The sequence below is a fragment of the Allopseudospirillum japonicum genome, assembly GCF_900108915.1.
Classification (GTDB): Bacteria; Pseudomonadota; Gammaproteobacteria; order Pseudomonadales; family Halomonadaceae; genus Pseudospirillum; species Pseudospirillum japonicum.
On the sequence record NZ_FNYH01000008.1, the window covers coordinates 41262 to 62321 of the forward strand.

Below are 21060 nucleotides of genomic sequence, written 5' to 3' on the forward strand. Positions count from 1 at the left end.
TTATGGTTATACGACTAGTTTTTTATCGCTGAATTCGAATCAAGGCGTCGGGATACTTTGAGAAAAAAGTTACATACAAGCATTATCCCTAACTCAAATCATAAATACAATCGCATTAGGTAGCACTTGCTTACCTTGATGTCTACGAGAAGTTACATAATTGCTAGGTCGCGTATTTTTGTGACTAATGGGCTAAAAGCTAGCCCACAATCGTTTTGGGATACCGCACCAAAACGAGGCAAGCTTGCATACGGATCCACCCAGCCTGTACCTAGTACCAATGTATTCTTGTGTTTGTGATTTGGGGACGGTATTGTGCTTAAATCTATTTTTCATGGGTATAACGCCCGTACACTTACTAAGCTGGCACAGCGAAGTTTGATTATAAGAGAGACAACAAGGAGTCTTAGAGTATGCGTTTAATTCTGCTAGGTGCACCAGGTGCAGGCAAGGGGACACAAGCACAATTTATCTGTGAACACTTTAGCATCCCGCAAATTTCTACTGGGGATATGCTACGCGCAGCAGTGAAAGCAGGTACAGAATTAGGTCTAAAAGTACAAGAGATTATGAACACCGGTGGCCTAGTATCCGATGACATCATCATTGCTTTAGTCAAAGAACGCATTGCACAAGACGATTGTGCAAAAGGCTTTTTATTCGATGGTTTCCCACGCACTATTCCACAAGCAGATGCGATGAAAGAAGCCGGCGTGCCACTGGATCATGTGGTGGAAATTGCGGTTGAAGATGAAGAAATCGTTAAACGTATGGCAGGTCGTCGCGTGCATCCAGCTTCAGGACGTACGTATCATGTGGAGTACAATCCGCCCAAGGTAGCAGGGAAAGATGATGTCACAGGGGAAGACTTAATTCAGCGTGATGACGATCGTGAAGAAACAGTGCGCCACCGTCTGAGTGTTTACCATGAGCAAACGGCACCCTTGGTAGACTATTACAAAAATTGGGCTGTACAAGATGCACAGACTGCACCTAAATATACACGTATTTTAGGTGTCGGCAGCGTGGATGATATCCGTTCACAAGTGATGGCTGCACTTTCTTAAGTGACTCTCAGTACACATTGAAATATGAACCCCAAAGGGAGCTGACTTTGGGGTTTTTTTTATGCTAAGGCTTAAGCATCAGGTGTTGGGGTTGCGTTAAAAGTACGTGGACGCAAGACCTCTGGTTTCAGAAAAGGCTTTTCACCCGTATTAGAATGTTGACCTAAAATACGCCCTTCATGCTCTGTGCCGTAGCGCGTATGTTTATGGAAATTAAAATATTTTTGCCGTGTTTCCTGTGCATCGCCTGTGTAACGTGGATCTTGCGGACGTTCTTGCGAGTTAATATATAAGGCGACATCCCAAGCCTCTTGCACGCTCAAACGCCCTGGTTGGCTTAACGGCATATTGCGGTGGATAAAAGTTGCTGAGGTAAAAATACGTGTCATACCTGCACCCCAGTTATAGGAATAATCGCCCCATAAAGGAGGGTAAACTACTTTGCCGGCGACCTTCTGTCCTTGCCCATCAGCCCCATGACAAAGTGCACAGGCTTGTGCATAAACCGCTTGCCCTCTTTGATAATCTGGGGTTTGTGCAGGTTTTTCTAGATCGCTAAAGCCACGTCCAGCAAGGTTTTTCTCATACACGGGGGCGCTTTTGGCTAACCATTGATGATAGGCTGTAAGTGCCAACATATCATCACTACCATAGGCAGGTGGTGTGCCATTCATGGAAAAAGAGAAACAGCCCGCAATACGCTCTTCTAATGAGTTCACATGCTGATTTTTGCCACGATAATCGGGCAAAGTGGTTGCCGCTGGCCAAATAGGCCCAGACCAAAGTTTGCGGCCTTCCCCCATATGACAGCTTTTACAGGACATTTCATTAAACACATGGCGTCCACGTAATTGCTGGGTATTCATAAATAAATCATAGCCACGCCGAATGACAGCTTTGAGTTCTGGATGTAAGTTAGAGGCTTCCAGATCAGCTAGGGTAGGCGCTTGGTGTACGTATTGACCGGCTTTGGGCGTGGGCAAATGAATAGGTACTTTGGGAGCTTCCACTGCTTGACTGAAGGAGGCTGCGACAAGTAAAGCGCACCCTGTTAATGTGTGTTTTAACATGTTAGCGACCCTCCTTGGTGGATGTGGGTTGATGAGCAAAATAATAGGCTAGAGCTTCGATTTCCTCCGCAGTGAGACGCTCAGCAATCCCCAGCATAAGTTGCAAAGGATCATTAGTACGTTGACCTTGCTGCCAAGCGGTCAGTTGCCCAGCCAAATAGCTTACGTGCTGTCCAGATAACGCAGGAAAATCGGCACCGACACCTTGAGAATCAGGTCCGTGGCAACTCTCACAAGGCGGTAAATAACGATCCCAATCCCCTTGCTTGGCGAGATGCTCACCTAAAGCCATTTTAGCCGTATCGCTTGGTGTCAGCTGGGTGTTCACCACTTGAGCGGCATAATAAGCGCCTACATCCAATCTCTCTTGTGCCGTTAAACCCACGGCATTAGGGCTCATAATCGCATGGGTACGCGTTTTGGCCTGATAATCCGCCAGCTGTTTGGCAATATAGCCTGCATCAAGACCGGCTAAACGTGCAAAGCCTGCTGCGGCATTGCCTGCACCATCCACACCATGACAAGCCGCGCAAGGAGCAACACTGGGTGGTTTGCCTTGGAGTACGAGTTGTTGGCCACGTGTTGCATCCCCTTCTAAAGGTGCAGATACACTAGGCAAACTGATTAGACTACAAGTGATTAGGCTCGCAGTCGCGAGCCAACGTCCTTGGTACATAGCGCCTCTCCCATCAAGCAGTTTGATTTCTTTTTTTATTTATTGGACTTGGGTATTCAATCAGCATACAAGTAGGCATCCATAATTTCTAATGTAGTCTGGTTTAAATAAGGTAAAGCTAAGTAATTTCAGCCTCACTTGAGTAGCTAGTTAACGCATTTTTCTGTCCATCTACGCCAAAAGATCAATAGACTAAACTTGGTAACTCCTAGATGCAGCCCGTATAATCGCGCTGGCAGCTTTGTAAAGCCCGTGTTTTGCAAAGCATGTGTACCGAGCCTTAAAACCTCTAAAAGGAAAGACCCATGAGCTTTAACTCTATTCCTGCTGGAAAAGATCTGCCTAATGACATCTATGTAGTGGTTGAGATTCCTGCCAATCATGCGCCGATCAAGTATGAAATCGATAAGGACATGGACGCCCTTTTAGTGGATCGTTTCATGGCAACGCCTATGTTCTACCCTGCAAACTATGGCTATATTCCTAACACCTTGGGCGAAGATGGCGACCCGTTAGATGTCTTAGTGGTCACGCCTTACCCTGTACAGCCAGGTTCTGTGATTCGTTGCCGCCCTGTTGGTGTGTTGAATATGAGTGACGAAGCTGGCTCAGATGCCAAGTTAGTTGCCGTACCCCATAGTAAGCTCACCACACTTTATGACAATGTGCAGGATATTGATGACTTGCCTGTCTTGCTTCGTGATCAGATTGCGCACTTCTTCGAAAACTACAAGGATCTGGAAAAAGGCAAGTGGGTGAAAGTAGAAGGTTGGGCGGATGCCGATGCTGCACGTGCTGCGATTGAGAAAGCGGCAGCAGCTTACCAAGGTTAATACGTCGCTTGTATTAATGCTTTGTTTATAAAGTAAAAAGCCTCATCCTCTTGGATGAGGCTTTTTTGTTATCGGCGAAACCTTATTCCGCCAAGGCTTTTAACATTTTTTGGTGTTGAGCTTGAATGCTTTCCCCCGGCGCTGGTGTGGCTAAAGAAACGCCCACAATTGCGATACTGGCAAAGAGCACGCCAGGGACGATTTCATATAAATCAAACACGCCACCGCTGATTTGTTTCCAGATCACGACGGTCAAAGCACCAACGACAATCCCTGCTAGCGCACCTTGGCGATTCATCCGTGGCCAATAGAGGCTGAATAAAAGCGCAGGGCCAAAAGCGGCGCCAAAGCCTGCCCAAGCGTAGGAAACTAAAGAAAGCACACTGCTATCTGGATTCATAGCAAGCACGAGGGCAACTAAGGATAAGCCCATCACGGCAAAACGCCCCACTTTCACAATATCTTGCGCACTGGCCTGCGGATTAATCCATTGCTTATAAAAATCTTCTGCAAGGGCAGAGGAAGAAACCAAAAGTTGAGAATCTGCAGTACTCATAATGGCAGCCAAGATAGCAGCAAGTAAAATACCGGCAATCACAGGATGAAATACGGCATTCACTAAGACCATAAAAATCGTCTCGCCATCACCCAAGCTACCGCCTAAATGCGCATCAACGTACACCATGCCCGTAAGGCCGACAAAAATCGCCCCTGCCATCGAAAGTGCGGTCCAACTAACGGCAATTCGGCGTGCTGTAGGAATTTCTTGATTACTGCGGCAGGCTTGAAAACGTGCCAAAACGTGTGGCTGACCAAAATAACCCAAGCCCCAAGCCATTAAGGAAATTAAGCTAATCCAGCCTAGAGTTTCTCCTTGGCTATCTGTCCATAAGTTCATTAACTCAGGATTTTTCGCGCTAATGCTGGTAAACATAGCACTCATACCGCCATCGGCTTGCATCACAGCAATAGGGACGATTAAAAGTGCCGCAGCCATCAGTAAGCCTTGCACTAAATCGGTCCAAGAAACCGCGAGAAAACCCCCAAATAGGGTATAAGACACTACACATAAAGTACCGATAATCACCGCTGTGGTGTATTCCATACCAAAAACGGTTTCAAAGAGTTTGCCACCGGCCACTAATCCCGAGCTGGTGTAAAACAAGAAAAATAACAGGATAAAAAAGGCAGAAATGACTTGTAAAAGTCGTGAGGTATCTTGGAAACGGTTGGCGAAAAACTCAGGTAGGGTTAAAGCATCTTGCGCCACGATACTATAAGTGCGTAAGCGTTTTGCCATCACTAACCAGTTGGCCCAAGTGCCGACTAATAAACCGACAGCCAGCCATAAAGATTCCATCCCAGAAGCAAAAGCATAGCCAGGTAAGCCTAAAAGTAGCCAACCACTCATATCAGATGCCCCAGCGGATAAAGCCGCTGGCCAAGGGCCCAGTGAGCGTCCACCAAGGAAATAATCTGAAGAGTTTGCCGTTTTTTGGTAAGCATAAAACCCAATGCCTAACATGACGACAAGGTAGAGTAAAAAGGTGCCATATACGGCAACATGCGTTTCTATCATAGCGCGCCTCTTAGCCCCATCTTTGTTGTTGTTATGATGGTATGCAAGCGGGGGCAATCAGAAGGTCAACGGGTGAGGTTGACCCAAACCTGCATACGCATCTTAGTCTAATCAATCTTTGTACATCTAGTCGTGACGACTACCTAACTCGAGCAAGGTCGCATTGCCACCGACTGCCGTGGTGTTGATGGTCCGTGTGCGCTCTGTGACGAGCTTGAGTAAATAATCCGGCATCAATAAAGTGCGCCCATCTGGATAGGCCTCATAAATAAGAGGCACTAACACTTGGGTACCTTGCGCTAAACGCTGACACCAAGGAATCACTTGGGTGGGTTCAGTCAAAACCGCTTGCATCAGTCTTAACTCAGGGCGTTGCAGCGCTTGTGCTAAATCTTCCACTTGTGCCGGCGTAAAAACACCTGCGGGCAGTTTAGCTTGAGTCAGCACTTGTTCAACTTGTTGAAGTAACTCCTTATGCTCAGGTAAACAGCAAAGCACACTATTACCACACAAAAGACTAGCAAAAATCTGGCCTAAAATAAGGGATTCTGCGGCATTTTTTTCTGCATAGATAAAGCTTAAACCGCGTGCGGTGAGATACAGCTCGTTAGATTCGCCTGTTGGCCCAGGTAAAACGAGAGTTTGATCCCAAGTGGCGCTGACCTGATTAAAGTGCGTCCACAGCCTGTGGACTTGGGCATAAAATACCGCATCTTTTAAGGCAGCACTTTGCAGTGCTTGATCAAGGATATGGCGACGTGCTTGAAAGCTTAAATGTTGCCAATCGCTGACTTGAGAGGCTAATACTGTCATGATTGATCTCCTACACCGCATTCGACAAGATGAGTAAAACTCGCTAAATAGTGGGGACCGCCAGCTTTTGGGCCTGTACCTGATAAGCCTTGACCACCAAAAGGCTGCACACCGACCACAGCACCGATTTGGTTGCGATTAATATAGGTATTGCCAACCCGTGCGCAGGCTTCAATGTAGGCGGCTGTGGTCTCGTTGCGGCTATGAATCCCTAGGGTTAGTCCATATCCCTTCGCATTGATTTGCTGGATTAACTGTGGCAACTCGTTGGCGCGATAAGTGAGCAGGTGTACAAAGGGACCAAATTCTTCTTCGCCGAGTTGATCCAAACTCTGTAGGCGAATCGCTGTTGGTGCAACAAAGGTCGCTTGTTGCTGATAAGCTTCAGGTATGGGTGTTTGTGCAAGAATATGTGTTTTGGCACCCAGATTTGTCAGGTGGGCTTCTAGTTTGGTTTGCGCCACTTGATCAATCACAGGGCCAACATCTGTGGCCAGTTCGCGTGGATCACCTAAACGCAGTTCTGCCATCGCACCTTGTAGTAAATCAAAGACACGCTCGGCAATATCTTCTTGCACACAGAGTAGACGCAAGGCAGAACATCTTTGACCTGCAGAAGCGAAACCCGACAAAAGGACATCCTTCACTACCTGTTCAGGCAAGGCTGTAGAATCAACGATCATCGCATTTTGCCCGCCGGTTTCTGCAATCAGCACAGGAGGCGTATCGATTTGAGGGCGTTGTGCAAGGGCACGATAAATGTGTCTGGCCGTTGGTGTTGAGCCGGTAAAAGCCACCCCAGCAACTTGGGTAGCACTGGTTAAGGCCGCGCCGACTTCACCGGCGCCAAGTACCAAGTGCAAAGCTTGTTTAGGTAAGCCCGCTTGATATAAGAGTTCTAACGCACGATAGGCAATTAAAGAGGTTTGCGGTGCCGGTTTGGCGACTACGGTATTGCCTGTCACCAAGGCAGCGCTGATTTGGCCGAGGAAAATAGCCAAGGGGAAATTCCACGGGCTAATACAGACCCAAACGCCTCTGGGTTGGCGCTGGTATCGACGGATAACCCCGGTTAAATCGGTGATTTCAAGGGGTTGCTCGCTGATTTCTTGTGCACGCGCACCATAGTAGTAACAAAAATCAACCGCCTCGCGCACTTCATCAATACTATCTTGCAAGGTTTTGCCAGCTTCACGCTGACATAAGGCCACTAGCTCGGCAAGATGCGTTTGCATTAACTGCGCCATACGCCGGAAAATATCGGCTCTTTCAGTAACAGCGACCTGTGCCCAAGCTGCTTGATAATCGGCTGCTGCGTTGAGGGCCGCGTGTGCATCTTCTGGACTTGACCAAGCGATTTGGCCGACTTGATGGCTATGATCCCAAGGGGCATACACAGGTTGCCAAGCGCTTGTTTGAGGCGTTTGCCCGTTAATTGAAGCACTGGCTTGCCATTGAGTCGTATGAAACTGCGCAACCGCTTGTAAAAAAGGCGTGGCTTGGCTGTCAATAAATAGGTTGGGGCCTGTGCTAGCGGGGCGCTCGCTACCATAGATGGCTACAGGTAGGGGAATATGTGGGTTGTGTAAACTGACTTTTGCACTTAATGCATGCCAAGGATGTTGTACCAGATCTGCAATCGGGCAATTGGCATCGACGTGTACAAAGGAACTATTGGCGCCATTTTCCAGTAAACGCCGCACTAAATAGGGTAATAAATCTTTGTGACTGCCGACAGGCGCATAAATCCGTGTGGCCACCTGAGAGCTAGCTAAAATGCGATCATGCAAAGCATCGCCCATGCCGTGCAAACGCTGGAATTCATACGCTTGGTGACTAGCCATCTGTTGAATGGCCACCAGTGTATGGGCGTTATGGCTGGCGAATTGTGGCCATAATTTGCCCCGTACCGGTTCGCTTAATAAAAAGCGTGCACAGGCCAAATAGGAAACATCTGTCGCTTCTTTACGGGTAAAGACAGGATAGCCAGATAAGCCCCTTTGTTGACAGAGTTTAATTTCTGCATCCCAATACGCGCCTTTTACCAAGCGTACAGGAATTAAATCGCCCCCTTGATGGGCGAGAGAGGCGAGCCAAGCTAATACCGCCAACGCACGTTTAGAGTAAGCTTGTACCACTAAACCTAAACCGCCCCAGCCTTGCACTTCTGGGTGTTGATACAAGGCTTGGAAAACTTCCAGTGAAAGCTCTAAACGGTCGGCTTCCTCGGCATCAATGGTCAAATGCACATCTAAAATACGTGCACGACGAATTAACGTCAGCAAGCTCGCACAAAGTTCCTCTAGTACACGGGCTTTTTGGGCCACTTCGTAGCGTGGGTGTAATGCGGAAAGTTTGATAGAGACACTAGGGCGTGGTGCTTGGGTACTGGGATATTGGCCAACGGCTTCAATGGCTTTGGCATAATCGGCGGCGTATTTTTGTGCATCTGCTTGAGTTAACGCGGCCTCGCCGAGCATATCAAAGGAATAGGTATAGCCTTTGTCGCGGTAAGGCTGGCCACGGCGGATTGCCTCTTGCATTGTCTGCCCAAGGACAAACTGGTGTCCCATAATTTTCATTGCTTGTTGCATGGCGCGCCGAATCAGGGGCTCACCGAGGCGTTGCACTAAACGGTTGAGGGCTTGGCTAGCGTTGGCTTGGGTGTCTTGTGGGCTGAGGGTGACGACCTTCCCTGTGAGCAATAATCCCCAAGTGGAGGCATTGACCAGAAAGGAATCGGATTGTCTTAAATGCGCATGCCAATCGGCGACCCCGAGCTTATCACGAATCAAAGCTTGCGCACTTGCCGCATCAGGAATCCGAATTAAAGCCTCTGCCAAGCACATCAGCAAAATCCCTTCGCGTGTGTCTAGGCTGTATTCCAGCAAAAGGGCGTCGATCATATGCATAGCGCCATCATCGGCACGGATCTGCGCGATTAATGCACTGGCTTGGGTTTCAATTTGGGTTGCTTGCGTTGGGCTCGGTTGCGCTAGAGGTAAGAGTTCTTGTAACCAAAGTGACTCATCCACGGCGTATAACGGAGAAATTAAAGGCCAAATCGCCGAGGGTGCCTGTTGAATAAATTCAGGATTCAGCACAGCATTCGCTTGCAACATAGGGCTATCCTCAAAATAAATTGAATCTCCTGCGTGAAAGGATCAAGGCAGGGCTATCCAGTATGTTTTGAGCATAGGCAAAGCGTGCCGGTGGCGTCTTGTCAAAATCTCGGTTTTTTTATCCAAATAAAGAATAAAAAAGTCACCAAGATACGCGCGCAAGTAAATACCTCATCCACTTAAGGGAGCTAAAAGTGCCACAAATGGATGAGGTGTCTTGTCTGTAGGCTGCTTCCCCTTATGAGCAGGGGAAGCACTTTTCTTTGAGGAAAGATCAGGTTTTAAACTGAGCAATCAAAGTTTGCAGCTTGTGCGCGCTTGCGACCAGGCTGGTGCTGGTAGCATTGACTTGCTGCATTTCGGCACTGGTTTGTTCAGACACTTGGTTAATACTGCTTAAGTTGCGGATAAAATCTTCTGCTGCTTGACTTTGCTCCTCTGCAGCACTGGCCATCGCTGCATTGAGCTGGTCGATTTCGCCAATTGAAGACGCAATATGGTTAAAAGCTTCACCCGCAGCACTGGCACTTTCTACGCTGGTTTCTGCTTGAGTGCGTCCTTGAGCCATCATGCTGACCGCAGAGTGTGAATGCTGCTGTAGGCGCTGAATCATTTGTTGGATTTGCTGGGTTGATTCATGCGAACGTTGTGCTAATTGACGCACCTCATCCGCGACGACGGCAAAGCCACGGCCTTGCTCACCCGCGCGTGCCGCCTCAATTGCGGCATTTAAGGCGAGGAGATTGGTTTGCTCGGCAATTTCTTCGATCACCTCCAAAATGGTTTCTATGCCAGCAACTTGTTCGCCCAAAGTATTAATCGCTGTGGCTGCTTTCTCTACATCTTGCGCAAGCGCGTTAATGCTTTGGCTGGCATTAGAGACCGTATGCAAGCCGGATTGGGTTTGTAAGCGTACCGCATTGGCTTTTTCACTCGCTTGCTCAGCAATACCGGCACTTTCTTGCGCAGAAGCCGCCATTTGTTGCATGGTGGCGACCGCTTGTGCTGTGTCTTCAAGTTGACGTTGCATACCAAGAGCAGTGCTCGAGGTCGCTTGATTCATTTGCTCACTGGCTGCGACTAATTGTTCTGTCGATTGGCTGACAAGGTTAACCAAATTTTGGAATTGGTCCATAAGATGATTATAAGCGCCAGCAATTTTCCCTAACTCATCATGGGTATAAACATCCACACGCTGGCGTAAATCGCCGGAATCTTTAACTTGTAAAATCGTAGTTTGCAAATGATGAATATGAGAAGTAATAATATGAATGATAAATAAAGCAATGCCACCAATAAATAAGCTTAATACACCAATCGTTTGCACATAGTGCCAAACAGCTTGATGAATAATAATATCCACATCGTCAAGATAAATGCCATTACCTACAACCCAACCCCAGGGTTGAAAACCTTTCACATAAGAAATTTTGGCGACGGGTTCTTCTTGTCCGGGTTTTGGCCATAAATAATCCACAAAGCCTTCGCCTTGCTCACGAACAATACGCACAAACTCATCAAATAAGCGTTTGCCGTTAGGATCTTGAAAACCACTTAAATTGCGGCCATCGAGTTCGGGTTTAATCGGGTGCATGACAATCACAACTTGCATATCATTTACCCAAAAATACTCTTGGCGATTCTCACCATAACGCATGTCTCTTAAAGCATCTAAGGCAGCGTTTTGCGCGGCTTGTGTACTTAAAATCCCTTGTTGCGCTTGTTGATAATAATGTTCTACCAAGCTGTGTGCGGTTTCTACGACGTGGCGTGTTTTGACTTTACGGTCTTCCATTAAATAATGCGTCAATGCCCATAAAGAGAGCACGACAAGAAACACCGTACCTACCCCCATCAGCACAACAATTGACCAGAGCTTGTATTTTATTTTTATATTGGCCAAAACTGAGGACATGGCGATTTGCTCCTTACTAAACCTCAATCTGCAGTTTCAGTGCTAAGGGTGCTCTAAAGATACCTTACACATACAGGAATTATATCATAATTAGTTGAGCAAAGCGGTATCCTTGTGTTAACTCGGTCTGCTACCTGGTAAAGTAGCAGACCCAAGCCATTAGCTTGCTGGCGGTGTCGCAGGCGCTTGCATTAGGGCTTTGCTCGTTTTGTAGCTTAAGTATACGACCATAAGTGTCGTAAAGGTCAAGCCGAGTGTGCCTAAGAGACTAAAAAGTGCATAACCGCTGTAATCTGCATAGTGAAATAAAGCCACACTAAAAGCGGCGCTCGGGAAAGAATAAGCCCACCAAGAAAAAGCAAAACTCAGTTGCATAAAATAACGGACTTGGCTTAAAAGTAATAAAGCCATAAAACAAGCAAATCCAAAGAGAATATGGCTAAAAGCATCTAAGTCTGCACCTATGGGTAGATTTTGTAGTTTTAACCAAGCAATCCAAGCAACGGTTGGCGGCGCTAATAGAATAAATAAAGTCGGCATTAATTGTTCAGGTAAGGGGTGATGAAACATCACTCGATTAAAAATAAGTACTTTTAAAATCGGCCAGAAAAACAACCCTACTGCAAAGAAAAACCAACAAACTTCTATTGGTGCATAGTTCACCCCAGCAACAGGTGCAATTAAATTCCCTACTACAGGAATAAACCAAGCGGGTGTGGCATGAATCATTTGCGAGCGTCCGTGGTGCATCCATGAGGAAAGCACATACAAGGTTAAACCAACATGGACGATCGCACCAAGCCACCACATGGAAACGGCAAGATTAGGGAAATAATGGCCAACGGGGCCAGCAAGTAACATCAAGCCAATAGAAATGGCAGGGAAAAAACTAATACGTATAGGATGGTGAAATTCTTCCAATAAATGTTGGGGCGCGTAACGCCATTTTAAAAAAAGCGCCAGCATGATTTTCAGTAAAATCAAACAACTGATAAGCAAAAGTAGGGGGCTAACCCAAGGCGTCAGTTGCCAATGTGCTTCTGCGGCTAACCAGACGAGGGTTAACCCACCCCAACCCATGACACTGGCAAATAAAGGAATAGGTAATTTTTGTAGGGTGTGTAACCCCTGGCGAGGTGGCCAGTACAAAGATGACAGAGAAGACATGCTCAAAACCTCTTGTGTTAATCTAGGAACCCAAAGGCTAAAGACCTAGTTTATTAGCTTTTTCTTATAAAAACTATGCTTTCAGGTAGGCCCATGACAGAAATTTCCACTAAAGCGCAAACACGGATACTAGAACATCAATTTCATCAACAAGATGTCCAAATTCTACGTCAACAAACCCAATATCAAGGGTTTTTCCGTTTAGATAAGGTGTTTTTGCGCCACCGTTTATTTGCTGGGGGGTGGACACCCGAATTTAGCCGCGAGCTTTTTATTCGTGATTTAGCTGTAGGGGTGCTTTTGTTCGATCCTTGGCAAGATACGGTCATTTTGTTGGAGCAATTTCGTATCGGCGCTTTAACAGATGACATCTCGCCTTGGCAGTTTGAATTGGTCGCCGGTATCTTGGAAGAAGGAGAACAAGAAGCCCAAGTTGCACACAGAGAAACCTACGAAGAAGCAGGCTGTACTTTAAAAGATTTGCTGCCTTTGTATTCTTATTGGGCAAGCCCGGGTGGTAACTCAGAGCGTTTAAGTCTGTATTGTGGGATTGTTGATAGTCAAAATGCTGCGGGTGTGTACGGGCTAGCACACGAAAACGAGGATATTCGCACGCATGTATTGCCCAGAACCCAAGTATTGCAGGCATTACAGCAAGGCGAAATTTGTAATGCGATGACTTTAATCGCGCTCCAGTGGTTAGCCTTACATCATCAAGAGTTGCGCGCTCGCTATGTGGCGGAGGTTTAGCCATGCAATTTACCATTGCGCATTTATCAGACTTACACCTCAAGCGAGACACACAGGCCTTATTCAAGGGCCAATGCCCAGAAGCCCATTTTCTGCAAGCTTTGGCCGCTAGTAAACGCATCAGGGCTGATTTGTTATTGCTGACCGGTGATTTGGTACAAGATGTACACCCAGAAGTGTACCAAAGATTGTATCAGCATTTGCAAGCGCACCCTGTCCCTTGGGTGTGGTTACCTGGCAATCATGATGATCCGCAATTGATGCAAACTTGGGCAGCTTCTGCACCACGACAAATCGCTTTAAATGCACATTGGGACTTGATCACCTTAAATACACAAGCGCAAGAAAGCCGGCCGCTGGGGAGTGGCTGTCTTGGTCAGCAAGCGTTGGCTTGGCTGGAAACCTGTTTGCGTACTAGCCACAAAGCACAGTTGATAGCGATGCATCATCCAGCCCATAAGGTGGCGACGCCTTGGATTGATCGTCTGAATTTACAAGATGCGCAAGCCTTTTGGGCCTTGTGCCGAAGTTTACCGAAAGCAAAACGCCCCGCTTTGATTGTGAGCGGTCATGTGCATCAAGCATGGCAAGGGCGTTATTTAGGAATCAATTTATTAACAGCGCCGGCTACCAGTGTGGCTTTTCAAGCCGGTGCCACCCAATCACAGTTAGCACCTGTGACCATGCAAGGGTGGCGACAAATTGATTTGCTAGCGCAAGGCCAGTGGCGCACTCGGGTCCTGAGCCTTCAGTATTAAATCGGCTGCTGCATTCGATAACGCAAGCGCCATACTAATAAAGCCGCTGCGCAGGTGAGCCCAGCAATCAAGCCGTACCAAAAGCCATAGACGCCTAAAGGTGGTACGGTCAATCCGAGAAGATCAACCTCTAAAAGCCCTAAAGTATAGCCACCACCTAATCCAACAATCCAATAGGCAAATAAAGTCACCCACATAATGACTCGGGTATCTTTATAGCCACGCAAAGCACCTGCACAAGTAACCTGCAAAGCATCAGAAATTTGATAAGCCGCGGCAATACTGACCAAGGTAGCCGCTAACTGGATGACTTGGGTATTTTCTGTATACAAGCTGACTAAGGTGGTTGCGGCAAGCAACATACTGATGGCCATCATGCAGGCGATGACTAAGGCGGTCCAAATACCACGGGTCGCAAGGCTGGCGGCGTATTCCAGCTGGTGCGCACCTACGGCATTACCCACCCGAATGGTTAATGCCATCCCTAAGCTTAAAGGCAACATAAATAAGAGGGAGGTTAAATTAATCGCAATTTGATGTGCTGCTAGCACGGTTTCGCCAAAGCGGGCAATAAATAAGGCAATCACTGCAAATAAAGACACTTCTGCAAAAATGGCGACCCCGATGGGCAAGCCGACCACTAGAATTTCTTTAAAAATAGCTGGCACCCAACCGGTAAATTTGCGATACAGAGGAATCATGGCAAAGCTTTGGCTGCGTCCTGTATAGGCAAGTGCAAGCAGCAACATGACCCAGAAAGAAAGGGCTGTCGCATAACCACAGCCAACAGCGCCTAACTGAGGAAACCCCCAAGCCCCATAAATTAACGCATAGTTTGCTGGAATATTGAGCAAAAGCCCACATAAAGCAATCAAGAGCATAGGGCGTGCGTGTCCTAGTGCCTCGCAGTAGCTGCGTAAAATTTGGAAACCTGCCACTGCGGGTAAACCCCAAGCCAGCGCTTGTAAATACGCCACGCTTAAGCGACGGATTTCCGTTTCTACCTGCATCGCAAGGAAGAGAACTTCGCTATGCGTCAATACCCAAACACCTAACACCGTGAGTAAAATAGCGACCCAAAGGGCTTGTTGCACACTGGCAGCAATTAAACCGTATTGGCGTGCTCCTTGGGCTTGCGCAACCAGGGCTGTCGTGGCTAATAAAGTACCAATTACAAATAAAAATAAGGGCATCCATAAACTGGAGCCAACAGATATGGCGGCAAGATCCAGCGCACTCAGGCGTCCGGCCATCAGGGTATCGACGACACTCATACCCGTTTGTGCAACTTGTGCCCCGAGAATCGGCCAAGCTAATTGTAATAAGGATTGCAGTGAGATCCACCAAGCTTCCTTACTGGTTGCATCGGATTGATATTTCATAACAAGAGAACAATTCCATTCAGGTTAGAAAAATTGCATTGATATTGAAAGGAGTGAATAAAATGGCATCTTCCAGTGCAGTCACTTACAGTCTGAGCCCGCCTGCCATGCCAGAGGCTTGTGAGCTATGTCAGCGCCAAGGTGAAGCTTTAACCAAACACCATCTCATTCCAAAAACACGCCATAATAAGCCGCAAGTGCGTAAGCGTTTCACACGTCAACAAAGGCTCACGCAAATTTTATGGGTTTGCCGTCCTTGCCATGATCATCTACACCGTTGCTTTAGTGAAAGCGAGTTGGCCGCGCGTTTGTACACTAAAGAGGCTTTGTTAGCAGAGGCGCAAATCCAAGAATTTATTGCGTGGATTGGTACGCGCCCAAGCGGATTTCGCCCTAAATCGCCACATCGCAGAATGAAAGGCTAGTTCGGATTCAATAAGAAGCTGGTTATAATCAGGTTTTTGCTAATAGGGAAGCGTTGAGCATGGGTTCTCACACAGCCTCTTATCAGGCTGAAGACTTAATACAACTTTTTAATCAGTGTTTTTTGCAGACCTATCGTACACGTTTAGCCGCGAGTGAGGGAGAACCCTTGTATTTACCGGCGGCTGATCCACAAGGGACGCATCAAATTCTATTTGCTTACGGATATTTTCGCAGTGCATTACATGAAATTAGCCATTGGTGCATTGCCGGTAGCGCGCGTAGATTACAGGAAGATTATGGCTATTGGTATGCGCCCGATGGACGCACAAAAGCACAACAAGCTGCCTTTGCACGTGTTGAGGTCAACCCCCAAGCCTTAGAGCTGATCTTGACGACCGCAACAGGGCACCCTTTTTGTGTGAGTTTGGATAATCTGGCATCGCCACCAACGGCAAGCGAATATCAAAGCTTTCAGCTGGCCGTCTACCAAAAGGCGGTGGCTTATCTGCAAACGCCTACCAGCTTACCAGCACGCGGCGCCACGTTTTTTCATGCGCTTTGTGCGCATTATCAACGCCAGCCGACGCAAGTTTACCAGCAAATTGTGCAAGCGCTTGCATCAATCCGCCATTTATCGCCACCGTAAATAACGCACTGCCCTGTCGAAGCCTGTGTTTTTACTAAGTCTTGCACGCAGTTTTGCAGGGCTTGGTGTTGGCAAGGCTTCTGCTCTCTTGACAACCCAAGGCTTCAACAAGTCACCTGCATCAGCTTGGATGTGGGGCAAGGGATTCTCTGAAGGAAACGCACACCATGTTAAATCAAGACCAGATTAACAAAGCCCTATGGAACGCCTGCGATACCTTTCGTGGCACTATCAGCGCAGACACTTATAAAGATTTTATCCTCACCATGCTGTTCCTTAAGTACATCTCGGATGTGTGGCAGGATCACTACGATAGCTACAAGGCCGAGTACGGCGACGAGCCAGAACTTATCGAAGAGATGATGAAGAACGAGCGCTTTGTGCTGCCCAAAGCGGCCAGTTTTTACACTCTGTATGAGAAACGCCATGAACCCGGCAATGGGGAGCGTATCGACCAAGCCTTACACGCGATTGAAGAAGCCAACGGCACCAAGCTGAAAGACGCGGGTAAAAGTGTGTTCCAAGATATTAGCTTTAACACGGATAAGCTGGGTGAAGAAAAGCAAAAGAACACGATTTTGCGCCATCTGCTGGAAGATTTTGCCAAAGAGGATCTTAACCTCAAGCCGAGCCGTGTCGGTACCCTGGATGTGATTGGCAATGCCTACGAATATTTAATTAAAAACTTTGCTGCCAGTGGTGGGCAGAAAGCCGGTGAGTTTTACACCCCGCCGGAAGTCAGTGATTTAATGGCTGAACTCCTGGACCCACAACCGGGCAATAGGATTTGTGACCCGGCTTGTGGCTCTGGTTCCTTGCTGATGAAATGTGGCCGTAAAGTCTTGGCCAATCATGGTAACAAACAGTATGCCCTCTATGGTCAGGAAGCCATTGGTTCCACTTGGTCGCTGGCGAAAATGAATATGTTTTTGCACGGGGAAGATAACCATAAGATCGAATGGGGCGACACCATCCGCAACCCCAAGTTGCTGGATAAAAACGGCGATCTGATGCTGTTTGATATTGTCACCGCTAACCCACCGTTTTCCTTAGATAAATGGGGCCATGATGAGGCCGAACACGATAAGTTCAGTCGTTTTCGCCGTGGTGTGCCACCCAAAACTAAAGGCGATTATGCCTTTATCCTGCATATGATCGAAACCCTAAAACCGCAAGGGCGTATGGGAGTTGTGGTACCCCACGGTGTACTCTTCCGCGGATCAAGTGAAGGCAAGATCCGTAAGCAACTGATTGACGAAAACCTGCTCGATGCGGTGATTGGTCTACCGGAGAAACTCTTTTACGGTACCGGCATTCCGGCGGCAATTTTGATTTTTAATAAAGCCAAAACAGGCACTAGCACCCTATTTATCGATGCTAGCCGTGAGTTTAAAGCCGGTAAAAATCAGAACCTGCTCACCGATGACAATATCCGCAAGATTGTGCAGACCTACCGCAACAACGTCAGCGTTGATAAATACGCCTATATTGCCAGCCTTGATGAGATTAAAGAGAACGACTACAACCTGAATATCCCGCGCTATGTCGATACTTTTGAAGAAGAGAAAGAAATCGATCTGATGGCGGTACGGGCTGAGCGTGAACAACTCAAAGCGCAACTGAATGAGCTGGAAGGTGAAATGGATAAGTACCTTAAGGAGTTGGGTTATGGTGCCTGAAGGGTGGAAACAAGAGTCGCTAGGAAGTCTTTTTGAGTTAAAAAATGGATTGAATACCGAAAAAGATCAATATGGCAGTGGTTACAAATTCGTAAATGTTATGGATGTCTTTAAAAATGACATACTGACAGAATCCAAAATTATTGGGCGTGTTCAGGTTACAGATAGCCAGCTTGAAGGCTATCAGATTAAATATGGTGATGTTTTATTTAATCGTACATCTGAAACTTTTGATGAAATAGCAATGGCGGCGGTTTATTTAGATGATGCGATTGCTACGTTTGGCGGATTTGTAATTAGAGGGCGGCCTACTGGAGATGACATTTTATCAGACTATTCACCTTTTCTATTTCAATCTAAAAATTATAGAAGTCAGGCAATAAAACTAGGTCAAGGAGCGGTTCGAGCGAATATTGGGCAAAAAGACTTATCCAAGGTTTTGGTCTTATTACCCCCACTCCCCGAACAAAAGAAAATCGCCCAAATCCTCTCCACCTGGGATAAGGCCATCACTACCACCGAACAACTACTTGCCAACAGCCAACAGCAGAAAAAAGCCCTAATGCAACAACTGCTTACCGGCAAAAAGCGCCTGCTGGATCAGAATGGGGAAAGGTTTCAGGGGGAGTGGCTAAGAAATTCGTTGAAAGACTTGGTAGAGATTATCTACGGGAAGTCCCCCAAGGAAGTTGTCAGCCCAACAGGTTCATTTCCAATATATGGAACTGGGGGAATTGGGGGATTTGCGTCCGAAGCTCTCTGTGAAGAGACAGCCGTTTTGATTGGGCGCAAAGGGACCATCGACAAGCCTCTTTATATCAGTGAGCCGTTTTGGGCCATTGATACGACGTTTTATTGTTTGCCAAAGACAGATACTGACTTGAAATGGTTTTACTATCTAGTTGGTAGTTTGAAACTTAGAAGTTTTAGCGAGGCATCTGGTGTTCCGAGTTTGTCTCGAGAAACTTTAAATGCGATTAAGGTTTCAGTGCCGTCTACCATCGAAGAACAACAAAAAATCGCTGCGGTACTCTCCGCTGCCGATCAGGAAATCACCACCTTGCAACAAAAGTTGAATCACCTAAAACAAGAGAAAAAAGCCCTCATGCAGCAGCTATTGACGGGGAAGCGAAGAGTACGATTAAACGATCAAAATACTAAGGCCACAACTGATGGAAATTAAACGATTTCGCCTGACTAATTTAGGGCGTTTTAGCGAATTAGAGGCAGAGCTAGCGCCAACACAAGAGCTAAACAGCAATGTGACGGTTTTTATTGGTAACAATGGCGCGGGTAAAACCTCCATCTTAAAAGCGCTTGCCACCAGTTTAAGCTGGTTTGTTGCGCGGCTTCGTAGCGAAAAAGGCAGTGGTAGCCCAATTCCAGAAGGAGTTATTTTAAATGGTCAACCTTCTGCATTGATTGATGTTACTGTTTTAGACGATCACGGTCAGTCAAGTAATCCAGATTATCGTTGGTCGCTTGCAAAAACTCAGAAGGGCAAAAAAAACAAGTTTAACTCTAACTTAAACGATGCTAGTCGGTTAGCAGATGATTATCGCGCCGCCATCACCCATAAGGAACAAGCCAGTTTGCCACTGATAGCCTTCTACCCAGTTGAGCGGGTGGTATTGGATATTCCGCTCAAGATTAAAGAACGCCATAGTTTTGGGCAGCTCGATGGTTATGATAATTCGCTCAATCAAGGGGTTGACTTTCGGCGGTTTTTTGAATGGTTTCGTGAGCGCGAAGATGCCGAAAATGAAACGGGCGTGCCGCAAGATGTGCTGGATAAACTCTTGGAAACGTTGGGTGATAATCACGACGTTTGGCATAAGTTGCAGTCGTTAATGGCCTCTTCACGTGATAGGCAACTGACCGCTGTACGTACTGCTATTAGCAACTTTATGCCGGGCTTTAGTAATTTAAGAGTACGCCGTAAGCCACGATTACATATGTCAATTGATAAAAATGGCCAAACGCTGAATGTATTACAACTTTCACAAGGGGAAAAGTCGCTGATGGCACTTGTTGGAGATGTTGCCCGCCGTTTAGCCATGATGAACCCCGCGCTTGAAAACCCGCTGCATGGTGATGGTATTGTGCTGATTGATGAAGTTGACATGCATCTGCACCCCACTTGGCAGCGCAGCATTATTGAGCGACTAACCTCTACCTTCCCTAACTGCCAATTGATTTTAACCACTCACTCACCTTTAGTGATTAGTGATTATAAAAATGTACTGGTTTACTCGTTAGATGACGGTGAGGTAAGTCAGGTGCCATCGCAATATGGAGAGGATGCAAATAGCGTGTTACTCAATGTCATGGATACTCATATCAGAAATGCACAGATAACAACACGACTTAGCAATCTGCGAGATCTAATTGAAGACGGAAACATTGTTAAAGCACGGAGCTTGCTTGCGGAGCTTGAAACTGAATTACCCACGCAACATTTGGAGCTGAGCAAAAGCAGATTGCTCCTTCGTAAGGAGGAGTTGCGGCGTGCGAAAAATTGACAAAGGTATTGAGCCTCTTAGCTTAATAGCTTTTAAACAAGGCTCACCGAATGCGCGTTATTCTGACTTATCGGATGTTGAACGTAGAGACATTAGAGCTGCCTGTACCACAGAGCAATTTTATCTGTGCGCATATTGCTGCCAGTTAATTTCTGGCGATAATTCAGACACCATGAACGAGCATGTTGAGGCTCAAGCTATTGCTCCAAACCGCTCACTGGATTTTACCAATATTGTTGCCAGTTGCAGAAAGCCAAACCAGTGTGACGCTGCACATGGTTCTCGGCCATTAACACTCACGCCATTGATGCAAGAGTGTGAGACAGAGCTTCGCTTTAGAATGAGTGGTCGTGTGGAAGGGCTTACAGAGCGGGCAGAGAATAGTATCCAGGTTCTCAATCTGGGCGATACAGAAAAAAATAATAAGGCACTGATTGAGATGCGTAAGCAACTAATAGATAGCCTCATTTGGGAAAAATATGGAGATGATCCTGCCAATCTTGAATTGGAAGATGATAAGGAACTTTTAAACTTGCTTATTGACGATCTATTAACGCCAGAAGAAGGGAAATTGGCGCCATTTGCACCCGTACTTGTGAATATTCTGAGAAAAAGAATGGCTGACTAATCAGATTGCAGCTCAAGTATCAGGGAT

At 46.8% G+C, this 21060-nt stretch carries 18 protein-coding genes; 10 read left to right on the plus strand and 8 right to left on the minus strand.

Going from position 1 to position 21060, the window contains the following annotated elements; translation table 11 throughout:
* Positions 1–413: 413 nt before the first annotated feature.
* Positions 414–1067, plus strand: a complete 654-nt coding sequence (gene adk / locus BMX05_RS08350) for an adenylate kinase (RefSeq protein ID WP_093310088.1) — start codon at positions 414–416, stop codon at positions 1065–1067.
* A 71-nt stretch (positions 1068–1138) separates the two neighbouring features.
* On the opposite strand, the gene BMX05_RS08355 is transcribed toward adk, so the two are convergent.
* Both BMX05_RS08355 and BMX05_RS08360 read right to left on the minus strand, forming a co-directional pair.
* Positions 1139–2137 carry a c-type cytochrome gene (locus tag BMX05_RS08355; RefSeq protein WP_093310091.1) on the minus strand — a complete coding sequence of 333 codons (999 nt, stop codon included), beginning with the start codon at positions 2135–2137 and terminating at the stop codon, positions 1139–1141.
* Position 2138: 1 nt separating this feature from the next.
* Positions 2139–2813, minus strand: a complete 675-nt coding sequence (locus tag BMX05_RS08360) for a c-type cytochrome (RefSeq protein WP_093310094.1) — start codon at positions 2811–2813, stop codon at positions 2139–2141.
* A gap of 305 nt (positions 2814–3118) precedes the next feature.
* Here BMX05_RS08360 and ppa point away from each other — a divergent pair, with 305 nt between their 5' ends.
* Positions 3119–3646, plus strand: a complete 528-nt coding sequence (gene ppa, locus BMX05_RS08365; protein WP_093310098.1) for an inorganic diphosphatase — start codon at positions 3119–3121, stop codon at positions 3644–3646.
* Positions 3647–3728: 82 nt separating this feature from the next.
* On the opposite strand, the gene putP is transcribed toward ppa, so the two are convergent.
* From putP to BMX05_RS08390, 5 genes are all read right to left on the minus strand, one after another.
* Complete coding sequence (putP, locus tag BMX05_RS08370) at positions 3729–5225, minus strand: sodium/proline symporter PutP (protein WP_093310102.1); 1497 nt, start codon at positions 5223–5225, stop codon at positions 3729–3731.
* 126 nt (positions 5226–5351) lie between these two features.
* Complete coding sequence (locus BMX05_RS08375) at positions 5352–6038, minus strand: hypothetical protein (RefSeq protein ID WP_093310104.1); 687 nt, start codon at positions 6036–6038, stop codon at positions 5352–5354.
* Complete coding sequence (putA, locus tag BMX05_RS08380) at positions 6035–9160, minus strand: bifunctional proline dehydrogenase/L-glutamate gamma-semialdehyde dehydrogenase PutA (protein ID WP_093310108.1); 3126 nt, start codon at positions 9158–9160, stop codon at positions 6035–6037. Before putA ends, BMX05_RS08375 begins: the two co-directional genes overlap by 4 nt.
* Before the next feature lie 274 nt (positions 9161–9434).
* Positions 9435–11075, minus strand: coding sequence for a methyl-accepting chemotaxis protein (locus BMX05_RS08385; protein WP_093310111.1), 1641 nt, complete (start codon positions 11073–11075; stop codon positions 9435–9437).
* A gap of 159 nt (positions 11076–11234) precedes the next feature.
* Positions 11235–12242 carry an SLAC1 anion channel family protein gene (locus BMX05_RS08390; RefSeq protein ID WP_093310115.1) on the minus strand — a complete coding sequence of 336 codons (1008 nt, stop codon included), beginning with the start codon at positions 12240–12242 and terminating at the stop codon, positions 11235–11237.
* Positions 12243–12335: 93 nt separating this feature from the next.
* Between BMX05_RS08390 and BMX05_RS08395 the strand changes: the two genes are divergently transcribed.
* Positions 12336–12992: an NUDIX domain-containing protein gene (locus BMX05_RS08395; RefSeq protein WP_093310119.1), complete on the plus strand. Its 657-nt coding sequence runs from the start codon at positions 12336–12338 to the stop codon at positions 12990–12992.
* A gap of 2 nt (positions 12993–12994) precedes the next feature.
* Positions 12995–13750: a metallophosphoesterase gene (locus BMX05_RS08400; RefSeq protein WP_093310123.1), complete on the plus strand. Its 756-nt coding sequence runs from the start codon at positions 12995–12997 to the stop codon at positions 13748–13750.
* Here the strand turns inward: BMX05_RS08400 and BMX05_RS08405 are convergent.
* Complete coding sequence (locus tag BMX05_RS08405; RefSeq protein ID WP_093310128.1) at positions 13747–15132, minus strand: MATE family efflux transporter; 1386 nt, start codon at positions 15130–15132, stop codon at positions 13747–13749. The two genes, BMX05_RS08400 and BMX05_RS08405, sit on opposite strands and share 4 nt — an antisense overlap.
* Before the next feature lie 62 nt (positions 15133–15194).
* Here BMX05_RS08405 and BMX05_RS08410 point away from each other — a divergent pair, with 62 nt between their 5' ends.
* The 6 genes from BMX05_RS08410 (at position 15195) to BMX05_RS08435 (ending at position 21033) form a co-directional block, all read left to right on the plus strand.
* The gene (locus BMX05_RS08410; protein ID WP_093310131.1) at positions 15195–15557 is read left to right on the plus strand and encodes a hypothetical protein; all 363 of its coding nucleotides are present in this window, start codon (positions 15195–15197) and stop codon (positions 15555–15557) included.
* Between the two features lie 59 nt (positions 15558–15616).
* On the plus strand, positions 15617–16204 hold the full coding sequence (locus BMX05_RS08415) for an elongation factor P hydroxylase (RefSeq protein WP_093310134.1): 588 nt from the start codon (positions 15617–15619) through the stop codon (positions 16202–16204).
* Between the two features lie 167 nt (positions 16205–16371).
* Positions 16372–17883, plus strand: coding sequence for a type I restriction-modification system subunit M (locus tag BMX05_RS08420; RefSeq protein WP_093310138.1), 1512 nt, complete (start codon positions 16372–16374; stop codon positions 17881–17883).
* Positions 17873–19066 (plus strand): restriction endonuclease subunit S, encoded by a 1194-nt coding sequence (locus BMX05_RS08425; RefSeq protein ID WP_177166846.1) that lies wholly within the window; start codon positions 17873–17875, stop codon positions 19064–19066. Before BMX05_RS08420 ends, BMX05_RS08425 begins: the two co-directional genes overlap by 11 nt.
* On the plus strand, positions 19056–20405 hold the full coding sequence (locus BMX05_RS08430; protein ID WP_093310145.1) for an AAA family ATPase: 1350 nt from the start codon (positions 19056–19058) through the stop codon (positions 20403–20405). Before BMX05_RS08425 ends, BMX05_RS08430 begins: the two co-directional genes overlap by 11 nt.
* Complete coding sequence (locus tag BMX05_RS08435; protein ID WP_093310147.1) at positions 20392–21033, plus strand: HNH endonuclease family protein; 642 nt, start codon at positions 20392–20394, stop codon at positions 21031–21033. The genes BMX05_RS08430 and BMX05_RS08435 overlap by 14 nt, the downstream gene beginning before the upstream one ends.
* The last annotated feature ends 27 nt before the right edge of the window (positions 21034–21060 follow it).

Bases quoted from the DNA above. Each gene is read 5' to 3' on its own strand.
- BMX05_RS08425 (WP_177166846.1), top strand. From the start codon at position 17,873: ATGGTGCCTGAAGGGTGGAAACAAGAGTCGCTAGGAAGTCTTTTTGAG.
- BMX05_RS08360 (WP_093310094.1), bottom strand. From the start codon at position 2,813: ATGTACCAAGGACGTTGGCTCGCGACTGCGAGCCTAATCACTTGTAGT.
- BMX05_RS08385 (WP_093310111.1), bottom strand. From the start codon at position 11,075: ATGTCCTCAGTTTTGGCCAATATAAAAATAAAATACAAGCTCTGGTCA.
- BMX05_RS08375 (WP_093310104.1), bottom strand. From the start codon at position 6,038: ATGACAGTATTAGCCTCTCAAGTCAGCGATTGGCAACATTTAAGCTTT.
- BMX05_RS08420 (WP_093310138.1), top strand. From the start codon at position 16,372: ATGTTAAATCAAGACCAGATTAACAAAGCCCTATGGAACGCCTGCGAT.
- adk (WP_093310088.1), top strand. From the start codon at position 414: ATGCGTTTAATTCTGCTAGGTGCACCAGGTGCAGGCAAGGGGACACAA.
- BMX05_RS08395 (WP_093310119.1), top strand. From the start codon at position 12,336: ATGACAGAAATTTCCACTAAAGCGCAAACACGGATACTAGAACATCAA.
- BMX05_RS08390 (WP_093310115.1), bottom strand. From the start codon at position 12,242: ATGTCTTCTCTGTCATCTTTGTACTGGCCACCTCGCCAGGGGTTACAC.
- BMX05_RS08410 (WP_093310131.1), top strand. From the start codon at position 15,195: ATGGCATCTTCCAGTGCAGTCACTTACAGTCTGAGCCCGCCTGCCATG.
- BMX05_RS08415 (WP_093310134.1), top strand. From the start codon at position 15,617: ATGGGTTCTCACACAGCCTCTTATCAGGCTGAAGACTTAATACAACTT.
- BMX05_RS08430 (WP_093310145.1), top strand. From the start codon at position 19,056: ATGGAAATTAAACGATTTCGCCTGACTAATTTAGGGCGTTTTAGCGAA.
- BMX05_RS08355 (WP_093310091.1), bottom strand. From the start codon at position 2,137: ATGTTAAAACACACATTAACAGGGTGCGCTTTACTTGTCGCAGCCTCC.
- BMX05_RS08400 (WP_093310123.1), top strand. From the start codon at position 12,995: ATGCAATTTACCATTGCGCATTTATCAGACTTACACCTCAAGCGAGAC.
- putP (WP_093310102.1), bottom strand. From the start codon at position 5,225: ATGATAGAAACGCATGTTGCCGTATATGGCACCTTTTTACTCTACCTT.
- BMX05_RS08405 (WP_093310128.1), bottom strand. From the start codon at position 15,132: ATGAAATATCAATCCGATGCAACCAGTAAGGAAGCTTGGTGGATCTCA.
- ppa (WP_093310098.1), top strand. From the start codon at position 3,119: ATGAGCTTTAACTCTATTCCTGCTGGAAAAGATCTGCCTAATGACATC.
- putA (WP_093310108.1), bottom strand. From the start codon at position 9,160: ATGTTGCAAGCGAATGCTGTGCTGAATCCTGAATTTATTCAACAGGCA.